This window comes from Solimonas aquatica, from assembly GCF_900111015.1.
Classification (GTDB): Bacteria; Pseudomonadota; Gammaproteobacteria; order Nevskiales; family Nevskiaceae; genus Solimonas; species Solimonas aquatica.
In genome coordinates, this window is sequence record NZ_FOFS01000005.1 from 68,163 (window position 1) to 84,526 (window position 16,364).

The window sequence follows — 16,364 nt, forward strand, 5'->3', positions numbered from 1 at the left end:
TGAGGCGCACAAAAAACCCGGCGCTTGGCGGCCGGGTTTTGCTTTGCTGCGCTTGCGGCTTACTTCTTCAGCCCGCGCTCCTGGCGAATCTTGTCCACCAGCTGATTGATGACGGTCAGGGTCTGGTCGTGGCCGCCGGCCATCTGCACGCTGGTCATGTATTTGCCGCCGACGATGATCGTCGGCACGCTGATCACGCCGTAAGTGCGCGCCAGCTGCTCGGCCTTGTTGACCTGCGCTTCCACCACGAAACTGTTGAAGGTGCCGGCAAACACGTCCGGCTTCACGCCACCGGCCTTGGCGAACACCTGCCCGATCTGCTCCTGGGTGTTCATCGGCAGATTGTCCTTATGGATGGCGTCGAACAGCACCGTGTGCAGCTGCGGATACAGCTGCAGCGCCTCGGCGGTGTAGAAGGCCTTGGAGTGCAGCAGGCCCTGCGGATGACCCAGGGAGTTCGGCACGCGGATGAAGTCCACGTCGGCCGGCTTGGTCTTCAGCCACTTGTTGATATCGGGGTCGAAGGCGTAGCAGTGCGGGCAGCCGTACCAGAAGAACTCTTCGACGCTGATGCGCTTGGGGTCGCTGGGCGGCTGCACCGCCATGACCTTCTTGTACTGCTTGCCTTCCTCGAAACCGGCACTGTCCTTGGCCGAGCAGGCGGCAGCGGAAACACTGAGCACGACGGCCAGAAGGCCACGCAGCAGAGGGCGCATATCTTCTAATCCCGAAAGTAAAAAGGCCGCGCCGAAAACCGGCGCGGCCCCGAGTTTCGCTTACTGCAGGCCGCCGACGTAAGAGGAAAGCGCCTCGATTTCGGCGTCGCTGAGCTTAGCTGCGACCTGGGACATGATCTTGAAGTTCCCATCCTCCAGCTCGCCCTTGGCCGCTTCGCGATAAGCCTTCAGGCGATTGGCGACGTAGGTGCCCTGCTGGCCACCGATGCGCGGATAGGCGGCCGGCGCGGCGCCAGCGCCGGTCGGACCGTGGCAGGAACCGCAGGCCGGCAGGCCGCGGCTGGCATCGCCGGCGCGGAAGATCTTCTGCGCCACCGGCACCGCAGCCTCGCTGGCCACGCCCGGCGCGGTCTTCTGCGCGGCGAAGTAGGCGGCCAGATCCTTGATGTCGTCGTCGCTCAGGCCTGCGGCCTGCGCCGACATCAGCGGGTTGACGCGCTTGCCGGACTTGAAGCGATGCAGCTGCTCGCTGATGTAGCGCGAGCTCTGGCCCGCCAGCTTCGGCCATTCCGGATTCGCGCTATTGCCACCCGGACCGTGGCAGGCGGTGCAGACGGCAGCCTTGCCGGCACCGGCTTCGGCGCTGCCGCCGGTGAGCGGATCTTTGGCGGCGCCTTCAGCGAAGGCGGACAGGGGGGCGCACAGGGCCAGAACCATCAAAACGCGCTTCATGCCTACACTCCTGATGAATCGTTCGCACCCGCTGTCCACTGCCGAGAGCATTCGCATTCCGGCTGCCGTTGACCAAGGTGGCGGGAAAAAAGTCGAAGGATTCTACAGGTTCCGCGAGCGGAATTTCACGCCGCCGGACACTTTACGAGTATGCTCGGCCGCCGCCGCCGCCCGCACAGGCCATGAAACGCACCAAGTCCGATACACCCGCCGTCAATCCTTTCGCCGGCGCCCAGTTTCTGATGTCCTGCGCGCAGCTCACGCAGCTGCCCGCCGACGGCCTGCCGGAAATCGCCTTTGCGGGACGCTCCAATGCCGGCAAATCCAGCGCGCTGAACACGCTGTGCTCGCACAAGCAGCTGGCGCGCGTGAGCAAGACCCCGGGACGCACGCAGCTGATCAATCTGTTCAATGTCGCCGGCGGGCGCTTCGTTGATCTGCCGGGTTATGGCTTTGCGAAGGTGCCCAAGGACATCCGCCGCGACTGGGGCCGGCTGATCGGTGATTACCTGGAAGGTCGCGCCAATCTGCGCGGCATCGTGCTGCTGATGGACATCCGCCATCCGCTCACGCCTTTCGATGTGCAGATGATCGAATGGTCCGCGCATCGCCAGCTGCCCTGCCATGTGATGCTGACCAAGGCCGACAAGCTCAGCTTCGGTGCCGCCAAGAACGTGCTGCTGTCGGTGCGCAAGGCGATTGCCGAGCTGCCGCTGGCCAGCACGCAGCTGTTCTCGTCCACCTCGTTTCTGGGCCTGGACGACGCGCGTGCGCATTTGCTGCGCTGGCTCGGCGGCGGCGCGGAAAACCTGCCTTCAGCGCCGTAAAAAACAGACGGGCATTAAAAAAGCCCGGCAACTTAGGGGGGAGTTGCCGGGCTACGCTTCCGGCGATTGGGGGAGTGCCGGAACTCGCCCAGGGAGTGGAGGCGAGGAGTGGGACTAGGGAGAATCGCCACTCACAGTCTTAGATGCGGCTGGGGGGAGAAAGTTCAAGCAGGGTGATTCCACCCAGATGCGATGCCGTTCGGCCCGAGCTGAAAACCACAGAAAATCAATCCGCTACGGGAAGAATGAAGTTTGCGCCGAGGCGCGCCGCCCGCTCATTTGGCGACTAAATTTCTTTTTTTATCCGCTGCTTGCGTGGCCGGAGCCGGAATGGGCCGCATCCCACTGCGAACCCAGGCCGAAATCGGCCACCAGCGGCACGGAAAGCTTGGCAATCCGCACCATGCGGCCGGCGAGTTCGGCAGCCATCGCCGCCAGATGCTCGGCCGGACCTTCGAACACCAGTTCGTCGTGCACCTGCATGATCATGCGCAGCTTGGGCGCACGCGCCTGCAAAAAGCCATGCAGGTCGATCATCGACAGCTTGATCAGATCCGCGGCCGTGCCCTGCAGCGGCGCGTTGATGGCGGTGCGCTCGGCGTACTGGCGCAGGGCCTGGTTCTTGGAGCGGATATTGGGCAGGTACAGACGCCGCCCGAACAGGGTCTCCACGTAACCCGCCTCGCGCGCCTGTGCGCGCGTGCCGTCCATGAATTGCTTCACGCCCGGATAGCGGCCGAAGAAGCGCTCGATATAGTCCTGCGCTTCGCCGCGCGCGATGCCCAGCTGGCGCGCGAGACCAAATGCGGACATGCCGTAGATCAGACCGAAGTTGATCGCCTTGGCGGCGCGGCGCTGCTCGCCGCCCACGGCTTCCAGCGGCAGACCGAACACTTCCGCAGCGGTGGCCTGGTGAATGTCGCGGCCTTCATGAAACGCCGTCTGCAAGCGTGCATCGCCGGAGAAATGCGCCATCAGGCGCAGCTCGATCTGCGAGTAGTCGATGGCCAGCAGCTGATTGCCCGGCTCCGCCACGAAAGCCTGACGGATGCGCCGGCCTTCGGCATTGCGCACCGGGATGTTCTGCAGGTTCGGATCGGAAGACGACAGACGTCCGGTCGCCGCCACCGCCTGGTGATACGAGGTGTGGATGCGGCCGGTATGCGGATTCACCGCCGCCGGCAGCTGCTCGGTGTACGTCGAGCGCAGCTTCTGCATCGCGCGCCAGTCGAGAATCAGGCGTGGCAGCGGATGCTGCGCGGCGAGTTCCTCCAGCACATCCTCGGCGGTGGACGGCTCGCCCTTGGGCGTCTTGCCCAGCACCGGCAGTTTCAGCTGCTCATAGAGAATCGCGCCCAGCTGCTTGGGCGAGCCCAGATTGAATTCGGTGCCGGCCTGCGTGAAAGCCTCCTGCTGCAAGGCCTGCATGCGCTCGGCCAGCTCCAGGGAGATGCGGCCCAGCAGCGGCACGTCGATCTTCACGCCGGTCTGCTCGATCTTCGCCAGCACCGGCACCAGCGGCATCTCGATGGTTTCGTAGACGCGCTGCAGCGCCTCGATTTCACGCAGGCGCGGATACAGGGTCTGATGCAGCCGCAGGGTGATGTCGGCGTCTTCGGCCGAATACTCGGTGGCCTTGTCGATCGCCACCTGATTGAAGCTCAGCTGGTTCTTGCCCTTGCCGGCCACCGCCTCGAAGGGGATGGTGGTGTGGTTCAGATACTTGAGCGCCAGCGTGTCCATGTCGTGGCGATTGCCGGCGGCATCCAGCACATAGCTCTGCAGCATGGTGTCGTGCGCGATGCCGGCCACCTGCACGCCATGCCGCGCGAAGACATTGAGGTCGTACTTGATGTGCTGGCCGAGCTTGGGCTTGTTCGGGTCCTGGAGCAGCGGCTTCAAGCGCGCCAGTACCTCGGCCCGCGGCAGCTGCGCGGGCGCGCCCAGATAATCGTGCGCGACCGGGATGTACCAGCCCTTGCCGGCTTCGATGGCGAAGGCGATGCCGACCAGATTCGCCTGATTGCTGTCCAGGCTGTCGGTCTCGGTATCCACACAGACCAGCTCGGCGGCTTGTAGCTGCGCGAGCATGGCATCGAAGCCCGCCCAGTCCAGCACCGCCAGCGCCTGCGTCTCCAGGCGCGGTGGCGGTTCGGCCGGCGCGGCCGCGGTCTCGGCGGGCGCGCTGCTGTTTGCGGCTGGCGCCGGGCTGTCCTCGGCAGGCGGCAGCTGGCCTTCCAGCTCCTGCGTCCAGCGCTGCAGCTCCAGATGCCTGAACAGCGTCAGCAGGCGCGGCTTGTCCTGCGGCGCGGGCCTCAAGCTGTCCAGCGCCACCGGCAGTTCCACCTCGCAGTGAATGGTCGCCAGCTGCCGCGACAGCGGCAGGATGTGCAGGCCGGCGCGCAGCTTCTCGCCGATCTTGCCTTTCACTTCCTCGGCGTGCGCGACGACTTCATCCAGCGAGCCGTACTGCTGCAGCCATTTCGCGGCGGTCTTGGGACCCACGCCATCGATGCCGGGAATGTTGTCGACGCTGTCGCCCATCAGCGCCAGGTAATCGACGATGCGCTCCGGCGGCACACCGAACTTCTCGATCACACCGGCGCGATCCATGCGCACGTTCTTCATGGTGTCGAGCAGATGCACGCGCTCGTTCACCAGCTGCGCCATGTCCTTGTCGCCGGTGACGATCAGCACGCTCTGGCCGCGCGCATCGGCCTGCTTCGCCAGGGTGCCGATCACATCGTCGGCCTCGACCTCGGGCACCGCCAGCAGCGGCAGGCCCATGGCCTGGATCATCTCGCGGATCGGCTCGTACTGCGCCTTGAGATCTTCCGGCGTTTCGTCGCGATTGGCCTTGTACTCGGCGTAGAGCTGATGCCGGAAGTTGTCGCCCGGCGCATCGAAGATCACCGCGATCTCTTCGGGCGCATAGTCCTTGAGCAGACGCCGCAGCATATTGCCCATGCCGTAGATGGCGCCGGTGGGCTGGCCCTTGGAATTGGAGAGCGGCGGCAGCGCGTGGTACGCGCGAAACAGCCAGGACGAGCCGTCAATCAGAATCAGCGGATGCCGCTGGCTCGCCGGGCTGTCGTCGTTCATGGCAGCAGATGCTCGTTGCGCACCATGTCCTCGAAGCTTTCGCGGGCACGGACCAGATGCGCCTGATCGCCGTCCACCATCACTTCGGCGGCGCGGCCGCGCGTGTTGTAGTTGGAGGCCATGGTGAAGCCGTAGGCCCCCGCCGTGCGCACCGCGAGCAGATCACCGGCCTCGATGGCCAGCGTGCGATCCTTGCCCAGCCAGTCGCCGGATTCGCAGACCGGCCCCACCACGTCATAGACCTGCGTATCGCAGTCCTCGCCGCGCGGCACCACCGGCACGATGTTCATCCAGGCCTGGTAGAGCGTGGGCCGGATCAGATCGTTCATCGCCGCGTCCACCACGGCGAAGCGCTTGAACTCCGAACCCTTCAGGCCCAGCACGCGCGTCACCAGCACGCCGGCATTGCCGGCGATGGCGCGGCCCGGCTCGGTATGCAGCTGCAGCTTGCGGCCGGCGAGCCTGGGCTTTATGGCGGCGGCCCACTCGCTGGGCGCCAGGGTCTGTTCATCGCGATAGCGCACGCCGATGCCGCCGCCCACGTCGATGTGCTGCAGCACGATGCCGCGCTGCGCGAGGCGGTCCACCAGGGCCAGCATGCGGTCCAGGGCATCGAGCAGCGGCGTGACGTCGAGCAGCTGCGAGCCGATGTGGCTGGCCACGCCGACGATCTTCAGGCCCGGCAGTGTGGCGGCGCGCGCATAGAGTTCTTCGGCGGTGGCGATGTCCACGCCGAACTTGTTGTTCTTCAGGCCCGTGGAGATATAGGGATGGGTCTTGGCGTCCACATCCGGATTCACGCGCAGCGCGATCGGCGCGCGCAGGCTCATGGCGCCGGCGACCTCGTTGAGCAGCTCCAGCTCATAGGCCGATTCGACGTTGAAGCAGTGGATGCCGGCCTGCAGGGCCAGGCGCATTTCCTCCGGGGTCTTGCCGATGCCGGAGAACACCACCTTGTGCGCCTGTCCGCCGGCACGCAGCACGCGCTGCAGCTCGCCGCCGGAGACGATGTCGAAGCCCGCACCCAGGCGCGCCAGGGTCTGCAGCACCGCGAGATTGGAATTGGCCTTCACCGCGTAGCAGATCGCGTGATCGATGCCGGCCAGCGCCTCGTCGAAGGCGCGGTAGTGACGCTCCAGCGTCGCGCGTGAATACACATACAGCGGCGTGCCGAAACGTTCGGCCAGCGCCTGCAGCGGCAGTTGTTCGGCGTGGAGTTGGCCGTCGCGGTATTCGAAATAATCCACTGGTGATCCTGATCAAAAGCCTGATGCGCGCCGCGCGGGCGGCGTCTGGGGTTTACGGTGCCGGCGTGCTCGCCGGCGGCGGCGTCTGCGGCGGCGTGCCCGCAGGTGCCGGCACGCTGTTCACCGGCGCGGTCTTGGCGGGTTTCTTGTGCTTGGCGCCCTGCTCCGGCAGGTACAGCGCGCCGGTCTGACCGCAGGCGGCCAGTCCCAGCACAGTCAGCAGCAGCAGCGTGGTTCTCATGGGCCGCGCAGTTTATCGCGAATGCGCCGGCTTGGTTCCGCTCCAGCCTCAGCGCACAATGCCCGCCATGAACCTGATCGAGAACGCCGAGGAAGTCATCCTCGAGCCGCAGCGGCCGGCACGCGCCGCCGTGATCTGGCTGCACGGCCTGGGCGCCGATGGTTACGACTTCGTGCCGATGATTCCGGAGCTGGAGCTGCCTGGGGATGCTGCGGTGCGCTTCATCTTTCCGCACGCGCCGGTGCGGCCGGTGACGCTCAACAACGGCCTGCCGATGCGCGCCTGGTACGACATCCTGGGCCTTGACGGCACGGCCCGCGCCGACGCCGAAGGCATCGCCGCCTCGCAGCAGCGCCTGCTGGGCTACCTGCGGCAACAGCGCGAGTCCGGCATCGCCGCCGCGCGCATCCTGCTGGCGGGTTTTTCGCAGGGCGGCGCCATCGTGCTGCACACCGGGCTGCGTCTGCCGGAAACCATCGGCGGACTGATTGCCCTGTCCACCTACCTGCCGCTGCATGAACGTCTCGCGGCGGAGGCCAGCGCGGCCAGCAAGCAGGCGCCGCTGTTCATGGCTCACGGCCGTCACGATGCCATCGTGCCCTGCAGCTGGGGCGAGCGCTCCATGCAGCTGATTCAGGCACAGGGTTACGAGGTGCAGTGGCAGCGTTATGCGATGGCACACGAAGTCTGCGACGAGGAGATCGGCGATCTGTCGCGCTGGCTCGGCGCGCGCCTGGCCGCCGCCGGCTGAATAATTTTCAGCTGCGCCGGCAAGTCAGGCGCGATTCACCGCCCAGGTGTTCTGTTGGGGTTTCTGTCAGCAAGGGGAGCCTGTCATGAATGCCAGAAGCCTTTTCGCCGCAATGCTCGCCACTGCCGCTTTCAGCGCCCTGGCCCAGGTGAATCCGCAGCCGACGACGCCCGCCGATGCCACCGGCAATGCCAACACCGCGATCATGAAAGAGGATCGCAACAAGGACGGGGTGGTCAGCAAGAAGGAGGCGAGCGCGCAGATGCGGGCGCACTGGGCACAGTGGGACCGCAATCAGGACGGCGTGATCGATGCCACGGAATATGCGATGAGCGCCCCGGCCGAACCCGGCGGCGATCGGCATTAATCGCCCAGACGCAGCTGCCAGTCGGCGACGTCGATCCAGCGCCCGAACTTGAAGCCCACCTCGCAAAACCGCGAAACCTGCACGAAGCCCAGGCGCTCGTGCAGCGCCACGCTGGCGGCATTGGGCTGGGTGATGCAGCCGATCACCGCGTGCACCGGCAGCATGCGCAGACGTGCCAGCAGCGCCTCGTAGAGCGCGCGCCCGCAGCCCTGACCGGTGTGCTGCGGATGCAGATACACCGTGCTTTCCACGCTGTGACGATAGGCGCGGCGCGCCTTCCAGGTGTTGGCATAGGCGTAACCCAAAAGCTCGCCGTCGCGCTCCGCCACCAGATACGGCCAGCCGGCCTCACGCACGCGCTGCTGGCGGCTGCACATTTCCGTCACGCTCACCTCCTCTTCCTCGAAGGTGATGACGGTGTCGCGGATGTAGTGGTTGTAGATCGCCGTGATGGCCGGCGCATCGCTGTCCACCGCGTCGCGCACTTTCAGACTCATGGCTCTGCCCCTCAAGCCCCAGCTGCGGCTGATTTACGCAACATCCGCGCCGCCAGCCAGCCCAGGCTGCACAGGGCCTGCTCCAGCTTCGGCGTCCAGGGCAGCGCGCAGTTGAGGCGGATATGGTGCTGATACTGGCCCGCCGCCGAGAACAGCGTGCCGGGACTGATGGCGATGCCGCCCTGCGCGGCCTGCGCGAACAGCTCCATGGCATCGATGCGGTCCGGCAGCTGCACCCAGAGCACGAAGCCGCCCTGCGGCCGGGTCACCGAGGTGCCGGCCGGAAACTCGCGCAGCACCACGTCGGCGAAGCGCGCCACCGAGCGCGCCAGCGCGCTGCGCATACCGCGCAGATGGCGCTCGTAGCCGCCGCCGTCCAGATAGCGGCTCACCAGCAGCTGCGGCAGCGAGGCGGCGGCGCAGGAAGCGGTGAACTTGCGCCGCGCCAGCTCGCGGCGATGCCGGCGGCTCAGCACCCAGCCCAGGCGCATGCCCGGTGACAGCGTCTTGCTGAAGGACGAGCAGTACAGCACGCGATCATCCGTATCGAAGCTTTTCAGCGGTGTGGCGCGCTGGCCGTTGAAGCCCAGCTCGCCATAGACATCGTCCTCGATCAGGGGAATGCCCGCGCTGCCGAGAATCTGCACCAGCTCGCGCTTCGCCGCATCGGGCATCAGGCTGCCGGTGGGATTGTTGAAGTTCTGCGCCAGCAGCGCGGCATCGATGCGATGCCGGCGCACCAGGCGGCGCACTTCTTCCGGATCGACGCCGCGCGTGGGGTCGTTGGCCACCTCCACCACGCGCAGACCGTGCTCTTCGGCCACCTGCAGCAGGCTGTAATAGGTGGGCGATTCCATCAGCAGGGTATCGCCGGGGCGCGTGAGCATGCGCACGCAGAGATTGATCGCCTCCAGCGCGCCGTTGGTGATCACGATGTCCTCGGCAGCGGCCTCGACACCGGCGGCATTCATGCGCGCGGCGATCTGCTGGCGCAGGCGCTCCAGGCCCGGCGACATCAGATAGCTCAGGGCCTGCGCGGGCTGCTGCTTGATCAGATTGCGGGTGATGCGGTTGAGGCTCGCCGCCGGCAGAAACTCCGGCGCCGGCGTGGCATAGCTCAGCGGCATCAGGCCCGGACGCGAGACGGTATCGATGACGGTGGAGACCAGATCGGAGGAGATCAGGCTAGGCTGGCTCTGCGGCAGGGCGATGGCCTGCGGCAGCTCGCGCGTGGCCGCCTGCGCCTGCACGTAATAGCCCGAACGCGGCCGCGAGCCGATCAGGCCCAGGGCCTCCAGGTGCTCATAGGCGCGCAGCGCGGTGCTGATGCTGCACTGGAACTGTCCGGCCAGCTCGCGCACGGAGGGCAGGCGATCGCCGGCGCGCAGGCCGCCGCTGTGGATCTGCGACTCCAGGCGCTGGGCGAGATCGGCATAACGATGCGGCAGCACCTGATCTGTACCGCTGGAATCGTCCGGCATGGCCAAAACCTCGAAAGTCGGCAGGAAAACACAAGCTGTTCCGGCCATTCTGTATGGCTTCTGTGCTCCGGTAAATGCCGTTTATGGAATCTGTTATGGCCGTCCGGAAGCGCGCAGGCCAGCCAGCGGAAAACCGCCCGGACGCCGCAGTCGCGCCCCTGTGCGGCAACAGTGAACTGTACTGCTCCATGGCGGATATCCGCTCACAGCGGCGTTTGGCCAGACCGATCAGCCCGGCAAGCGGCCCATCTGTTCCGTATCTGTGCCGCCCATGTCAGCAATTTTTGTATCTGTTATTGCCTGCGTCATCACGCAAGAATGGCCAGCCCCCATTCCTGCGAGCGCCACCATGAACTCCAGCCTGATTCTGCACGTCCCCGGCCGCTACCTGCCCCTGCGCCGCCTGCCCGCCGGCGGCCGGCCGGGCACCGTCGAGCGCTACAGCCTGGCCATGCTGGTGGCCGGGGTGCTGCTGGGACTTCTGGGAATTGGCTCGGCACTGCTGATGGGCGCCACCGCGCCCTGAGGCGCAGACGCGCGCCTTACTGCTCGCAGGCGCTCAGGAGCCCTGGCTTTCCCGCTGCGCGTCCACTGCCGCCGACTCCGGCACCATGATGCGGGCCGCGACGATGCCGAGTTCGAAGAGCAGATAGATGGGCACCGCCAGCATGATCTGCGAGACCACATCCGGCGGCGTGAAGATGGCGCCGATCACGAAGGCGCCCACCAGCACGTACTGACGGTTCTGCTGCAGCTGCTTGGGCGTGACGAAACCGGTCTTCACCAGCAGCACCAGCGCCACCGGCGTTTCGAAGGCGAAGCCGAAGGCGATGAAGATGGTCAGCACGAAATCCAGGTACTTGCTGATGTCGGTCATCACCGCCACGCCCTGCGGCGCGATGTTGACCATGAAGTGGAAGACCGTGGGCAGCACCAGGAAGTAGGCAAAGGCCACGCCGGCGTAGAACAGCAGCGTGCTCGACATCATCAGCGGCGCCACCAGGCGGCGCTCGCTCTTGTACAGGCCCGGGGCGACGAAGGCCCAGATCTGCCAGAGCACCCAGGGCATGGCCAGCACCAGGCTGAACACGAAGGCCAGCTTGATCGGCGTGAAGAACGGCGAGGCCACTTCGGTGGCGATCATCGAGCTGCCCGCCGGCATCAGCTTCAGCAGCGGCTGGGCAAAGATCGAATACAGCTGCTTGGCGAAGAAGCTGGTGGGCACGAACACCAGCAGCACGCCCCAGACGATGTTGAGCAGGCGCGAGCGCAGTTCCAGCAGATGCGACATCAGCGGCTGTTCCTGGCCGCCGGACTGTTCTTCCTGCTCGCTCATGCCGCCTTGTCGTCCTTGGGCTTGTCAGCCGTGTGCACGCTGTCGTGCACCGACTGCTGGGTCTCGCGCACGGTCTGGCTGAAGGAATCCGCCTCGCCCTTGACCACGCGCTTGGCTTCATCGAGCTGGCGACGCAGTTCGGCAAGCTCGCTCTCGCGATCCAGCTCGGCGCTGAGATTGCGCAGATAGCCCTTGGCCTGGCCGGTCCAGCGGCCGATGGTGCGGGCGAGCTTGGGCAGCTTCTCGGGCCCCAGCACCACCAGGGCCACGATGAAGCAGACCAGCATTTCGGAAAAGCCGACGTCAAACATGGGAAGAGTCCGCGCACCTCACGTCGTTACAGCGGGCCTGGCTTTCATGCTGTGGCGGGCGCAGCGCCCGTGTGCATGAAGAGCCGCGCCCGCCGCGCGCGAGGCGTGGCGGCTTTTCAGCTCTTGTGTTCGTCGTGCTGGCGCGCTTCGCTGGCGGTCTTGCCGCCGCTCTGCGCCAGCTGGTCGAGGGTCTTGGGCGCGTCTTCCTCGCCTTCCTTCATCGCGGTCTTGAAGTTCTTCACCGCCGCGCCGAGATCGCCGCCGGCACCGCGCAGCTTCTTGGTGCCGAACACCACCAGCACGATGGCCAACACGATCAGCCAGTGCCAAATACTCAGGGAACCCATGTCATGACCTCCAGATGTTCTATTGGGGCCGGGCGGCCTTTTCGGCGTGCCCGGAAGTGCCGCTGCGCCGCGCCAGTTCTTCGCCCAGCTGCTGCAGCGTAAGACCGCGATGGGCCATCAGCACCAGGGAATGAAACCACAAATCCGCGAGCTCGCGGATCAGTGCCTGATCGTCATCGTTCTTGGCGGCGATGATGGTTTCGGCAGCTTCCTCGCCAATCTTCTTGGCGATGCCGTCCACACCCTTGGCGTAGAGACTGGCCACATAAGACGTCTTGGCGTCGGCGCCCTTGCGGGCTTCGAGCGTCTCACACAGCTTCAGCAGAACGTCCTGGGGCGCAGACACGGCGAACTCGGGCTTACTCGATCAGTCAGGCCCGCTAGTGTACGCCGCCGCGCTTTCAGCTGCGCACCAGCACGCCATGATCGGCCAGATACTGCTTGGCCTGGCCGACGGTGTAAGTGCCCTGATGGAAAATGCTGGCGGCCAGCACCGCGTCGGCGCCGCCGTCGGTGAGACCTTCGTAGAGATGTTCCAGGGTGCCGACGCCGCCGGAGGCGATCACCGGCACGCTCACCGCCGCCGAAATCGCCTGCAGCAGTTCGTTGTCATAACCGCCCTTGGTGCCGTCGCGGTCGATGCTGGTCACCAGCAGCTCGCCGGCGCCTTTTTGCACGATGGTGCGCGCCCATTCGATGGCGTCCAGGCCGGTGGGCCGGCGTCCGCCGTGGGTGAACACTTCCCAGCGCGGTGCTTCCTTCTTCTTGCTGACGCGCTTGGCGTCGATGGCGACCACGATGCACTGCACGCCGTAGCGCTCGCCGGCCTCGCTGACGAAGTCGGGATTGTCCACCGCCGAGGTGTTGATGCTGACCTTGTCGGCGCCGGCCGAGAGCAGCGCGCGCACATCCGCGCAGTTGCGCACGCCACCCCCGACGGTGAGCGGGATGTAGATCTCGCGCGCCACCGCTTCCACGGTCTGGAACAGCGTGGGACGGTCGTCGACGCTGGCGGTGATGTCGAGGAACACCAGCTCGTCGGCGCCCTGCATGTCGTACTTGCGCGCGACTTCCACCGGATCGCCGGCGTCCTGCACGTCCTGGAACTTGACGCCCTTGACCACGCGGCCGCGGTCGATGTCGAGACAGGGGATGATGCGTTTGGCGAGCATGACGTTGGGCTGAGGCGTGAGGGGTGAGGCGAAGGGGGTGAGCGTGTGAAGCGCTTACGCCTCACGTTCGAGGCTTCACGACTTGGCGATTTTCACCGCTTCCTTGAAGTCCAGGCTGCCTTCGTAGAGGGCGCGGCCGATCACGGCGCCGCCGACACCGTCGGCCTCGATTTCCTTCAGGCGGCGGATGTCGTCCAGGCTGGAGACGCCGCCGGAAGCCAGCACCGGGGTCTTGAGCGCGCGCGCCAGCTTGCTGGTGGATTCGGCATTGAAGCCCTGCATCATGCCGTCACGCGAGATGTCGGTGTAGATGATCGCTTCCACGCCGTCGCGTTCGCAGTGCACGGCGGTTTCGATCACGTCATGGCTGGTGACCTTGGCCCAGCCGTTGAGCGCCACGCGGCCGTCCTTGGCGTCCAGGCTGACGATGATGTGGCGCGGGAATTCCAGGCAGAGATCGTGCAGGAAGTGCGGCGCGTTGACGGCCTTGGTGCCGATGATCACGTACTGCACGCCGATGTTCAGATAGCGCTGCACGGTGTCTTCGTCGCGGATGCCGCCGCCGATCTGCACCGGCACGTTCACCGCCTTGACGATTTCCTCCACCACCTTGAGGTTGACCGGCGCGCCCTTGAAGGCGCCGTCCAGGTCCACCACGTGGATGCGTTCGGCGCCTTCGTCGGCCCAGCGCTTGGCGACATCCGCCGGCTGGTCGGAAAACACGGTGGCGTCATTCATCCGGCCCTGGCGCAAACGCACGCACTGGCCGCCCTTCAGATCAATCGCGGGGATCAACAACATGGTCTGCGGGAATGGAGGTCAGGTGGGAGTGGGCGCGCGGCTGTGTTCGAGCGTAGCGAAGGAATAATTGGGGGAAGGCTGGCTTATCAACCTGACGTTGCACCGAACTCTGCCTTATATGGCGCAAGCCTGGCAAGCCACCTGCCTGGAATGCTGACGCAGGCTTCGTGCCGTGGCCGGGCGCCGGGACCGGTGCTACGGGCTCCAGTGCGTGAAGTTGGCCAGCAGCATCATGCCGAGATTCTGCGATTTCTCGGGGTGAAACTGGAAGGCGACGATGTTGTCGCGGGCGATGGCCGCGGCGAAGCGATAGCCGTACTCGGCGCTGCCCAGGACGTGCTCGGGCTGGGTCGGCGCGGCGTGGTAGCTGTGCACGAAATAGAACCAGGCCTCGTCCGGCACCCCGGTCCAGATCGGGTGTGCACGTTCCTGGCGCACGCGGTTCCAGCCCATGTGCGGCACTTTCAGGCGCGTGGCGGCGTCTTCGGGCGGATCCGGGAAGCGCTGCACGCGGCCGGGAAACAGGCCCAGGGCCGGCACGCCGCCGTTCTCATCGCTCCATTCCAACATCACCTGCATGCCGAGGCAGATGCCGAGCATGGGCTTGCTGCGCGCGGCTTCCACCACCAGCTGGTTGAGCTCCAGGCGCTGCAGCTCCTTCATGCACTCGCGCACGCCGCCCACACCGGGCAGCACCAGACGGTCGCACTTGAGCAGTTCTTCGGGGTCGTAGCTGATCACCACGCGGCCGGCACCGGAGACGCGCTCCAGGGCCTTGCCGAGCGAGTGCAGATTGCCCATGCCGTAATCGATGACGCCGATGGCTGCCATGGCCGTGATTGGTGACTCGTGAGGGGTGAGTGGTGATCGGTATCGGGAATGGTGGTGAACGGCTCGTGCAGTTACGAATCACGAATCACGAATCACGAATCACCAGTCACGCCTTAGAGAGAGCCTTTGGTGGAAGGCATGACATCGCCCAGGCGCTCGTCACGGCTGGCCGCCACGCGCAGCGCGCGGCCGAAAGCCTTGAACACGGTCTCGATGATGTGATGGGCGTTGCGACCACGCAGGCTGTCGATGTGCAGCGTGACCTTGGCGTGGTTGACGAAGCCCTGGAAGAACTCGCGGAACAGGTCCACGTCGAACTCGCCGATGCGCGCACGCGGAAAGTCCACGGCGTACTCCAGGCCGGGACGGCCGGAGAGGTCCACCACCACGCGCGACAGCGCCTCGTCCAGCGGCACGTAGCTGTGGCCGTAGCGCACCAGGCCCTTCTTGTCGCCCACGGCCTGGTCGAAGGCCTGGCCCAGCGTGATGCCGATGTCTTCCACGGTGTGGTGATCGTCGATATGCCGGTCGCCGTTGGCCTGGATGGACAGATCGATCAGGCCGTGACGCGCCACCTGATCCAGCATATGGTCGAGAAAGGCAATGCCGGTGGCCAGCTGCGCCTGGCCGCTGCCATCGAGATTGATCTGGACGCGAATCTGCGTTTCGCGCGTATTGCGCTCAACGCTGGCGGTGCGGGCGGACATCGGTGGAGGCGGGCGGCTTGCGCAGCCTTCGTTATGCTGGCGAAAAGGGCGCCAAGCATACCCCGAGCCCGGGCATGACACCAGTGATTCGTGATCCGTGACGGGCGACTGGCAGGCGCGCGGCGGCCGTTCCGAATCCCGAATCACCCGTCACCGGTCACGACCCCTCAATGCACGCTGTAGCCGCCGTCCACCAGCAGCAGGTGGCCGTGCGTGAAGCGCGCCGCGTCGGAGCTGAGCCAGAGCACGGCCTCGGCCACATCCTCGGCGCTGCCGACATGGCCGACCGGAATCGCGGCGGTGAGCGCGGCCGGCTGGTCGGCGAACTTCTGAATCAGCTTGGCGCCCAGACCGGCGTCGATGAGGCCGGGGCAGACCGCGTTGACGCGGATATTGCGCCGCGCGTAAGCCAGGGCGGCGGACTTGGTGAGGCCGGCGACGCCGTGCTTGGTGCTGCAGTAGGAGGCGCCGACGCTGCCGTTGATGCCATTGATGGAGCAGTTGTTGACGATCACCCCGCCGCCCTGCTCCAGCATCTGGCGGATCTGGTACTTCATGCACAGCCAGGTGCCCTTGAGATTGGTGTGCAGGCAGCGGTCGAAATCGTCTTCCTCGATCTCCGCCAGCGGCACGCGCCCGCCGCTGACGCCGGCGTTGTTGAAGGCCACGTCGAGCTTGCCGTGTTCGCGGATCACTTCGCGCAGCAGGCGCTGCACCTGTTCGGACTGGCTGATGTCGGCCTCATGCCAGGAGGCGATGCCGCCGCCTTCCCGGATCAGCTGCGCGGTGTCGCGCGCCGCGCCGGCATCGATGTCGCAGATCGCCAGGCGATAGCCGCGCTGACTGAAGGTCAGGGCCGTGACGCGGCCAATGCCGCCGCCACCGCCTGTGACCAGGACGGTCTTGTGCTGATGCTGCATGCTCCCCCCATGTCCGG

20 protein-coding genes are annotated in these 16,364 nt (G+C 66.0%); 4 read left to right on the plus strand and 16 right to left on the minus strand.

Annotation, left to right across the window (positions count from 1 at the left end; all coding sequences use genetic code 11):
• Positions 1 to 59: 59 nt before the first annotated feature.
• Together BMY12_RS07415 and BMY12_RS07420 are read right to left on the minus strand one after the other, a co-directional pair.
• Entirely contained in the window at positions 60 to 716 is a 657-nt protein-coding gene (locus BMY12_RS07415; protein ID WP_093284019.1) for a thiol:disulfide interchange protein DsbA/DsbL, read from the minus strand.
• A 60-nt stretch (positions 717 to 776) separates the two neighbouring features.
• Positions 777 to 1,409 carry a c-type cytochrome gene (locus BMY12_RS07420; protein ID WP_093284022.1) on the minus strand — a complete coding sequence of 211 codons (633 nt, stop codon included), beginning with the start codon at positions 1,407 to 1,409 and terminating at the stop codon, positions 777 to 779.
• Positions 1,410 to 1,591: 182 nt separating this feature from the next.
• On the opposite strand from BMY12_RS07420, the gene yihA reads away from it, so the two are divergent.
• Complete coding sequence (gene yihA, locus BMY12_RS07425) at positions 1,592 to 2,236, plus strand: ribosome biogenesis GTP-binding protein YihA/YsxC (protein WP_093284024.1); 645 nt, start codon at positions 1,592 to 1,594, stop codon at positions 2,234 to 2,236.
• 300 nt (positions 2,237 to 2,536) lie between these two features.
• On the opposite strand, the gene polA is transcribed toward yihA, so the two are convergent.
• Genes polA through lptM form a run of 3 tightly spaced genes read right to left on the minus strand, consistent with a single transcriptional unit; the run spans position 2,537 to position 6,826 of the window.
• Positions 2,537 to 5,338 carry a DNA polymerase I gene (polA, locus tag BMY12_RS07430; RefSeq protein ID WP_093284027.1) on the minus strand — a complete coding sequence of 934 codons (2,802 nt, stop codon included), beginning with the start codon at positions 5,336 to 5,338 and terminating at the stop codon, positions 2,537 to 2,539.
• Complete coding sequence (gene lysA, locus BMY12_RS07435; protein ID WP_093284030.1) at positions 5,335 to 6,585, minus strand: diaminopimelate decarboxylase; 1,251 nt, start codon at positions 6,583 to 6,585, stop codon at positions 5,335 to 5,337. The genes polA and lysA overlap by 4 nt, the downstream gene beginning before the upstream one ends.
• 52 nt (positions 6,586 to 6,637) lie before the next feature.
• Positions 6,638 to 6,826, minus strand: coding sequence for an LPS translocon maturation chaperone LptM (lptM, locus tag BMY12_RS07440; protein WP_093284032.1), 189 nt, complete (start codon positions 6,824 to 6,826; stop codon positions 6,638 to 6,640).
• A 67-nt stretch (positions 6,827 to 6,893) separates the two neighbouring features.
• Here lptM and BMY12_RS07445 point away from each other — a divergent pair, with 67 nt between their 5' ends.
• Positions 6,894 to 7,577, plus strand: coding sequence for an alpha/beta hydrolase (locus tag BMY12_RS07445; protein ID WP_093284035.1), 684 nt, complete (start codon positions 6,894 to 6,896; stop codon positions 7,575 to 7,577).
• Between the two features lie 85 nt (positions 7,578 to 7,662).
• Complete coding sequence (locus tag BMY12_RS07450; protein WP_143068881.1) at positions 7,663 to 7,944, plus strand: hypothetical protein; 282 nt, start codon at positions 7,663 to 7,665, stop codon at positions 7,942 to 7,944.
• On the opposite strand, the gene BMY12_RS07455 is transcribed toward BMY12_RS07450, so the two are convergent.
• Together BMY12_RS07455 and BMY12_RS07460 are read right to left on the minus strand one after the other, a co-directional pair.
• Positions 7,941 to 8,441: a GNAT family N-acetyltransferase gene (locus tag BMY12_RS07455; RefSeq protein ID WP_093284040.1), complete on the minus strand. Its 501-nt coding sequence runs from the start codon at positions 8,439 to 8,441 to the stop codon at positions 7,941 to 7,943. The genes BMY12_RS07450 and BMY12_RS07455 overlap by 4 nt on opposite strands.
• Positions 8,442 to 8,452: 11 nt before the next feature.
• Complete coding sequence (locus BMY12_RS07460; protein ID WP_177188890.1) at positions 8,453 to 9,922, minus strand: aminotransferase-like domain-containing protein; 1,470 nt, start codon at positions 9,920 to 9,922, stop codon at positions 8,453 to 8,455.
• Positions 9,923 to 10,271: 349 nt separating this feature from the next.
• Here BMY12_RS07460 and BMY12_RS20255 point away from each other — a divergent pair, with 349 nt between their 5' ends.
• Positions 10,272 to 10,448, plus strand: a complete 177-nt coding sequence (locus BMY12_RS20255) for a hypothetical protein (RefSeq protein ID WP_177188891.1) — start codon at positions 10,272 to 10,274, stop codon at positions 10,446 to 10,448.
• Positions 10,449 to 10,481: 33 nt separating this feature from the next.
• Here BMY12_RS20255 and tatC read toward each other — a convergent pair whose 3' ends face one another.
• The 9 genes from tatC to BMY12_RS07505 form a co-directional block, all read right to left on the minus strand.
• Entirely contained in the window at positions 10,482 to 11,258 is a 777-nt protein-coding gene (tatC, locus tag BMY12_RS07465; protein ID WP_093284045.1) for a twin-arginine translocase subunit TatC, read from the minus strand.
• A complete protein-coding gene (tatB, locus tag BMY12_RS07470; protein ID WP_093284048.1) occupies positions 11,255 to 11,569 on the minus strand; it encodes a Sec-independent protein translocase protein TatB in 315 nt (104 codons plus the stop codon). The genes tatC and tatB overlap by 4 nt, the downstream gene beginning before the upstream one ends.
• 116 nt (positions 11,570 to 11,685) lie before the next feature.
• Complete coding sequence (gene tatA / locus BMY12_RS07475) at positions 11,686 to 11,916, minus strand: Sec-independent protein translocase subunit TatA (RefSeq protein WP_093284050.1); 231 nt, start codon at positions 11,914 to 11,916, stop codon at positions 11,686 to 11,688.
• A gap of 19 nt (positions 11,917 to 11,935) precedes the next feature.
• Positions 11,936 to 12,262, minus strand: a complete 327-nt coding sequence (locus BMY12_RS07480; protein WP_093284053.1) for a phosphoribosyl-ATP diphosphatase — start codon at positions 12,260 to 12,262, stop codon at positions 11,936 to 11,938.
• 55 nt (positions 12,263 to 12,317) lie between these two features.
• Complete coding sequence (gene hisF / locus BMY12_RS07485; RefSeq protein ID WP_093284055.1) at positions 12,318 to 13,088, minus strand: imidazole glycerol phosphate synthase subunit HisF; 771 nt, start codon at positions 13,086 to 13,088, stop codon at positions 12,318 to 12,320.
• A gap of 75 nt (positions 13,089 to 13,163) precedes the next feature.
• Positions 13,164 to 13,889 carry a 1-(5-phosphoribosyl)-5-[(5-phosphoribosylamino)methylideneamino]imidazole-4-carboxamide isomerase gene (hisA, locus tag BMY12_RS07490; protein ID WP_093284057.1) on the minus strand — a complete coding sequence of 242 codons (726 nt, stop codon included), beginning with the start codon at positions 13,887 to 13,889 and terminating at the stop codon, positions 13,164 to 13,166.
• A 195-nt stretch (positions 13,890 to 14,084) separates the two neighbouring features.
• Positions 14,085 to 14,720 carry an imidazole glycerol phosphate synthase subunit HisH gene (hisH, locus tag BMY12_RS07495; protein ID WP_093284060.1) on the minus strand — a complete coding sequence of 212 codons (636 nt, stop codon included), beginning with the start codon at positions 14,718 to 14,720 and terminating at the stop codon, positions 14,085 to 14,087.
• A 113-nt stretch (positions 14,721 to 14,833) separates the two neighbouring features.
• Positions 14,834 to 15,427, minus strand: coding sequence for an imidazoleglycerol-phosphate dehydratase HisB (gene hisB, locus BMY12_RS07500; protein WP_093284062.1), 594 nt, complete (start codon positions 15,425 to 15,427; stop codon positions 14,834 to 14,836).
• Between the two features lie 167 nt (positions 15,428 to 15,594).
• Entirely contained in the window at positions 15,595 to 16,347 is a 753-nt protein-coding gene (locus BMY12_RS07505; RefSeq protein WP_093284065.1) for an SDR family oxidoreductase, read from the minus strand.
• Positions 16,348 to 16,364 lie beyond the last annotated feature (17 nt).

What these genes read in the sequence shown, in the direction of transcription:
- BMY12_RS07415 (WP_093284019.1), bottom strand. Translation starts at nt 716, where the DNA reads ATGCGCCCTCTGCTGCGTGGCCTTCTGGCCGTCGTGCTCAGTGTTTCC.
- BMY12_RS07420 (WP_093284022.1), bottom strand. Translation starts at nt 1,409, where the DNA reads ATGAAGCGCGTTTTGATGGTTCTGGCCCTGTGCGCCCCCCTGTCCGCC.
- yihA (WP_093284024.1), top strand. Translation starts at nt 1,592, where the DNA reads ATGAAACGCACCAAGTCCGATACACCCGCCGTCAATCCTTTCGCCGGC.
- polA (WP_093284027.1), bottom strand. Translation starts at nt 5,338, where the DNA reads ATGAACGACGACAGCCCGGCGAGCCAGCGGCATCCGCTGATTCTGATT.
- lptM (WP_093284032.1), bottom strand. Translation starts at nt 6,826, where the DNA reads ATGAGAACCACGCTGCTGCTGCTGACTGTGCTGGGACTGGCCGCCTGC.
- BMY12_RS07445 (WP_093284035.1), top strand. Translation starts at nt 6,894, where the DNA reads ATGAACCTGATCGAGAACGCCGAGGAAGTCATCCTCGAGCCGCAGCGG.
- BMY12_RS07450 (WP_143068881.1), top strand. Translation starts at nt 7,663, where the DNA reads ATGAATGCCAGAAGCCTTTTCGCCGCAATGCTCGCCACTGCCGCTTTC.
- BMY12_RS07455 (WP_093284040.1), bottom strand. Translation starts at nt 8,441, where the DNA reads ATGAGTCTGAAAGTGCGCGACGCGGTGGACAGCGATGCGCCGGCCATC.
- BMY12_RS07460 (WP_177188890.1), bottom strand. Translation starts at nt 9,922, where the DNA reads ATGCCGGACGATTCCAGCGGTACAGATCAGGTGCTGCCGCATCGTTAT.
- BMY12_RS20255 (WP_177188891.1), top strand. Translation starts at nt 10,272, where the DNA reads ATGAACTCCAGCCTGATTCTGCACGTCCCCGGCCGCTACCTGCCCCTG.
- tatC (WP_093284045.1), bottom strand. Translation starts at nt 11,258, where the DNA reads ATGAGCGAGCAGGAAGAACAGTCCGGCGGCCAGGAACAGCCGCTGATG.
- tatB (WP_093284048.1), bottom strand. Translation starts at nt 11,569, where the DNA reads ATGTTTGACGTCGGCTTTTCCGAAATGCTGGTCTGCTTCATCGTGGCC.
- tatA (WP_093284050.1), bottom strand. Translation starts at nt 11,916, where the DNA reads ATGGGTTCCCTGAGTATTTGGCACTGGCTGATCGTGTTGGCCATCGTG.
- hisF (WP_093284055.1), bottom strand. Translation starts at nt 13,088, where the DNA reads ATGCTCGCCAAACGCATCATCCCCTGTCTCGACATCGACCGCGGCCGC.
- hisA (WP_093284057.1), bottom strand. Translation starts at nt 13,889, where the DNA reads ATGTTGTTGATCCCCGCGATTGATCTGAAGGGCGGCCAGTGCGTGCGT.
- hisH (WP_093284060.1), bottom strand. Translation starts at nt 14,720, where the DNA reads ATGGCAGCCATCGGCGTCATCGATTACGGCATGGGCAATCTGCACTCG.
- hisB (WP_093284062.1), bottom strand. Translation starts at nt 15,427, where the DNA reads ATGTCCGCCCGCACCGCCAGCGTTGAGCGCAATACGCGCGAAACGCAG.
- BMY12_RS07505 (WP_093284065.1), bottom strand. Translation starts at nt 16,347, where the DNA reads ATGCAGCATCAGCACAAGACCGTCCTGGTCACAGGCGGTGGCGGCGGC.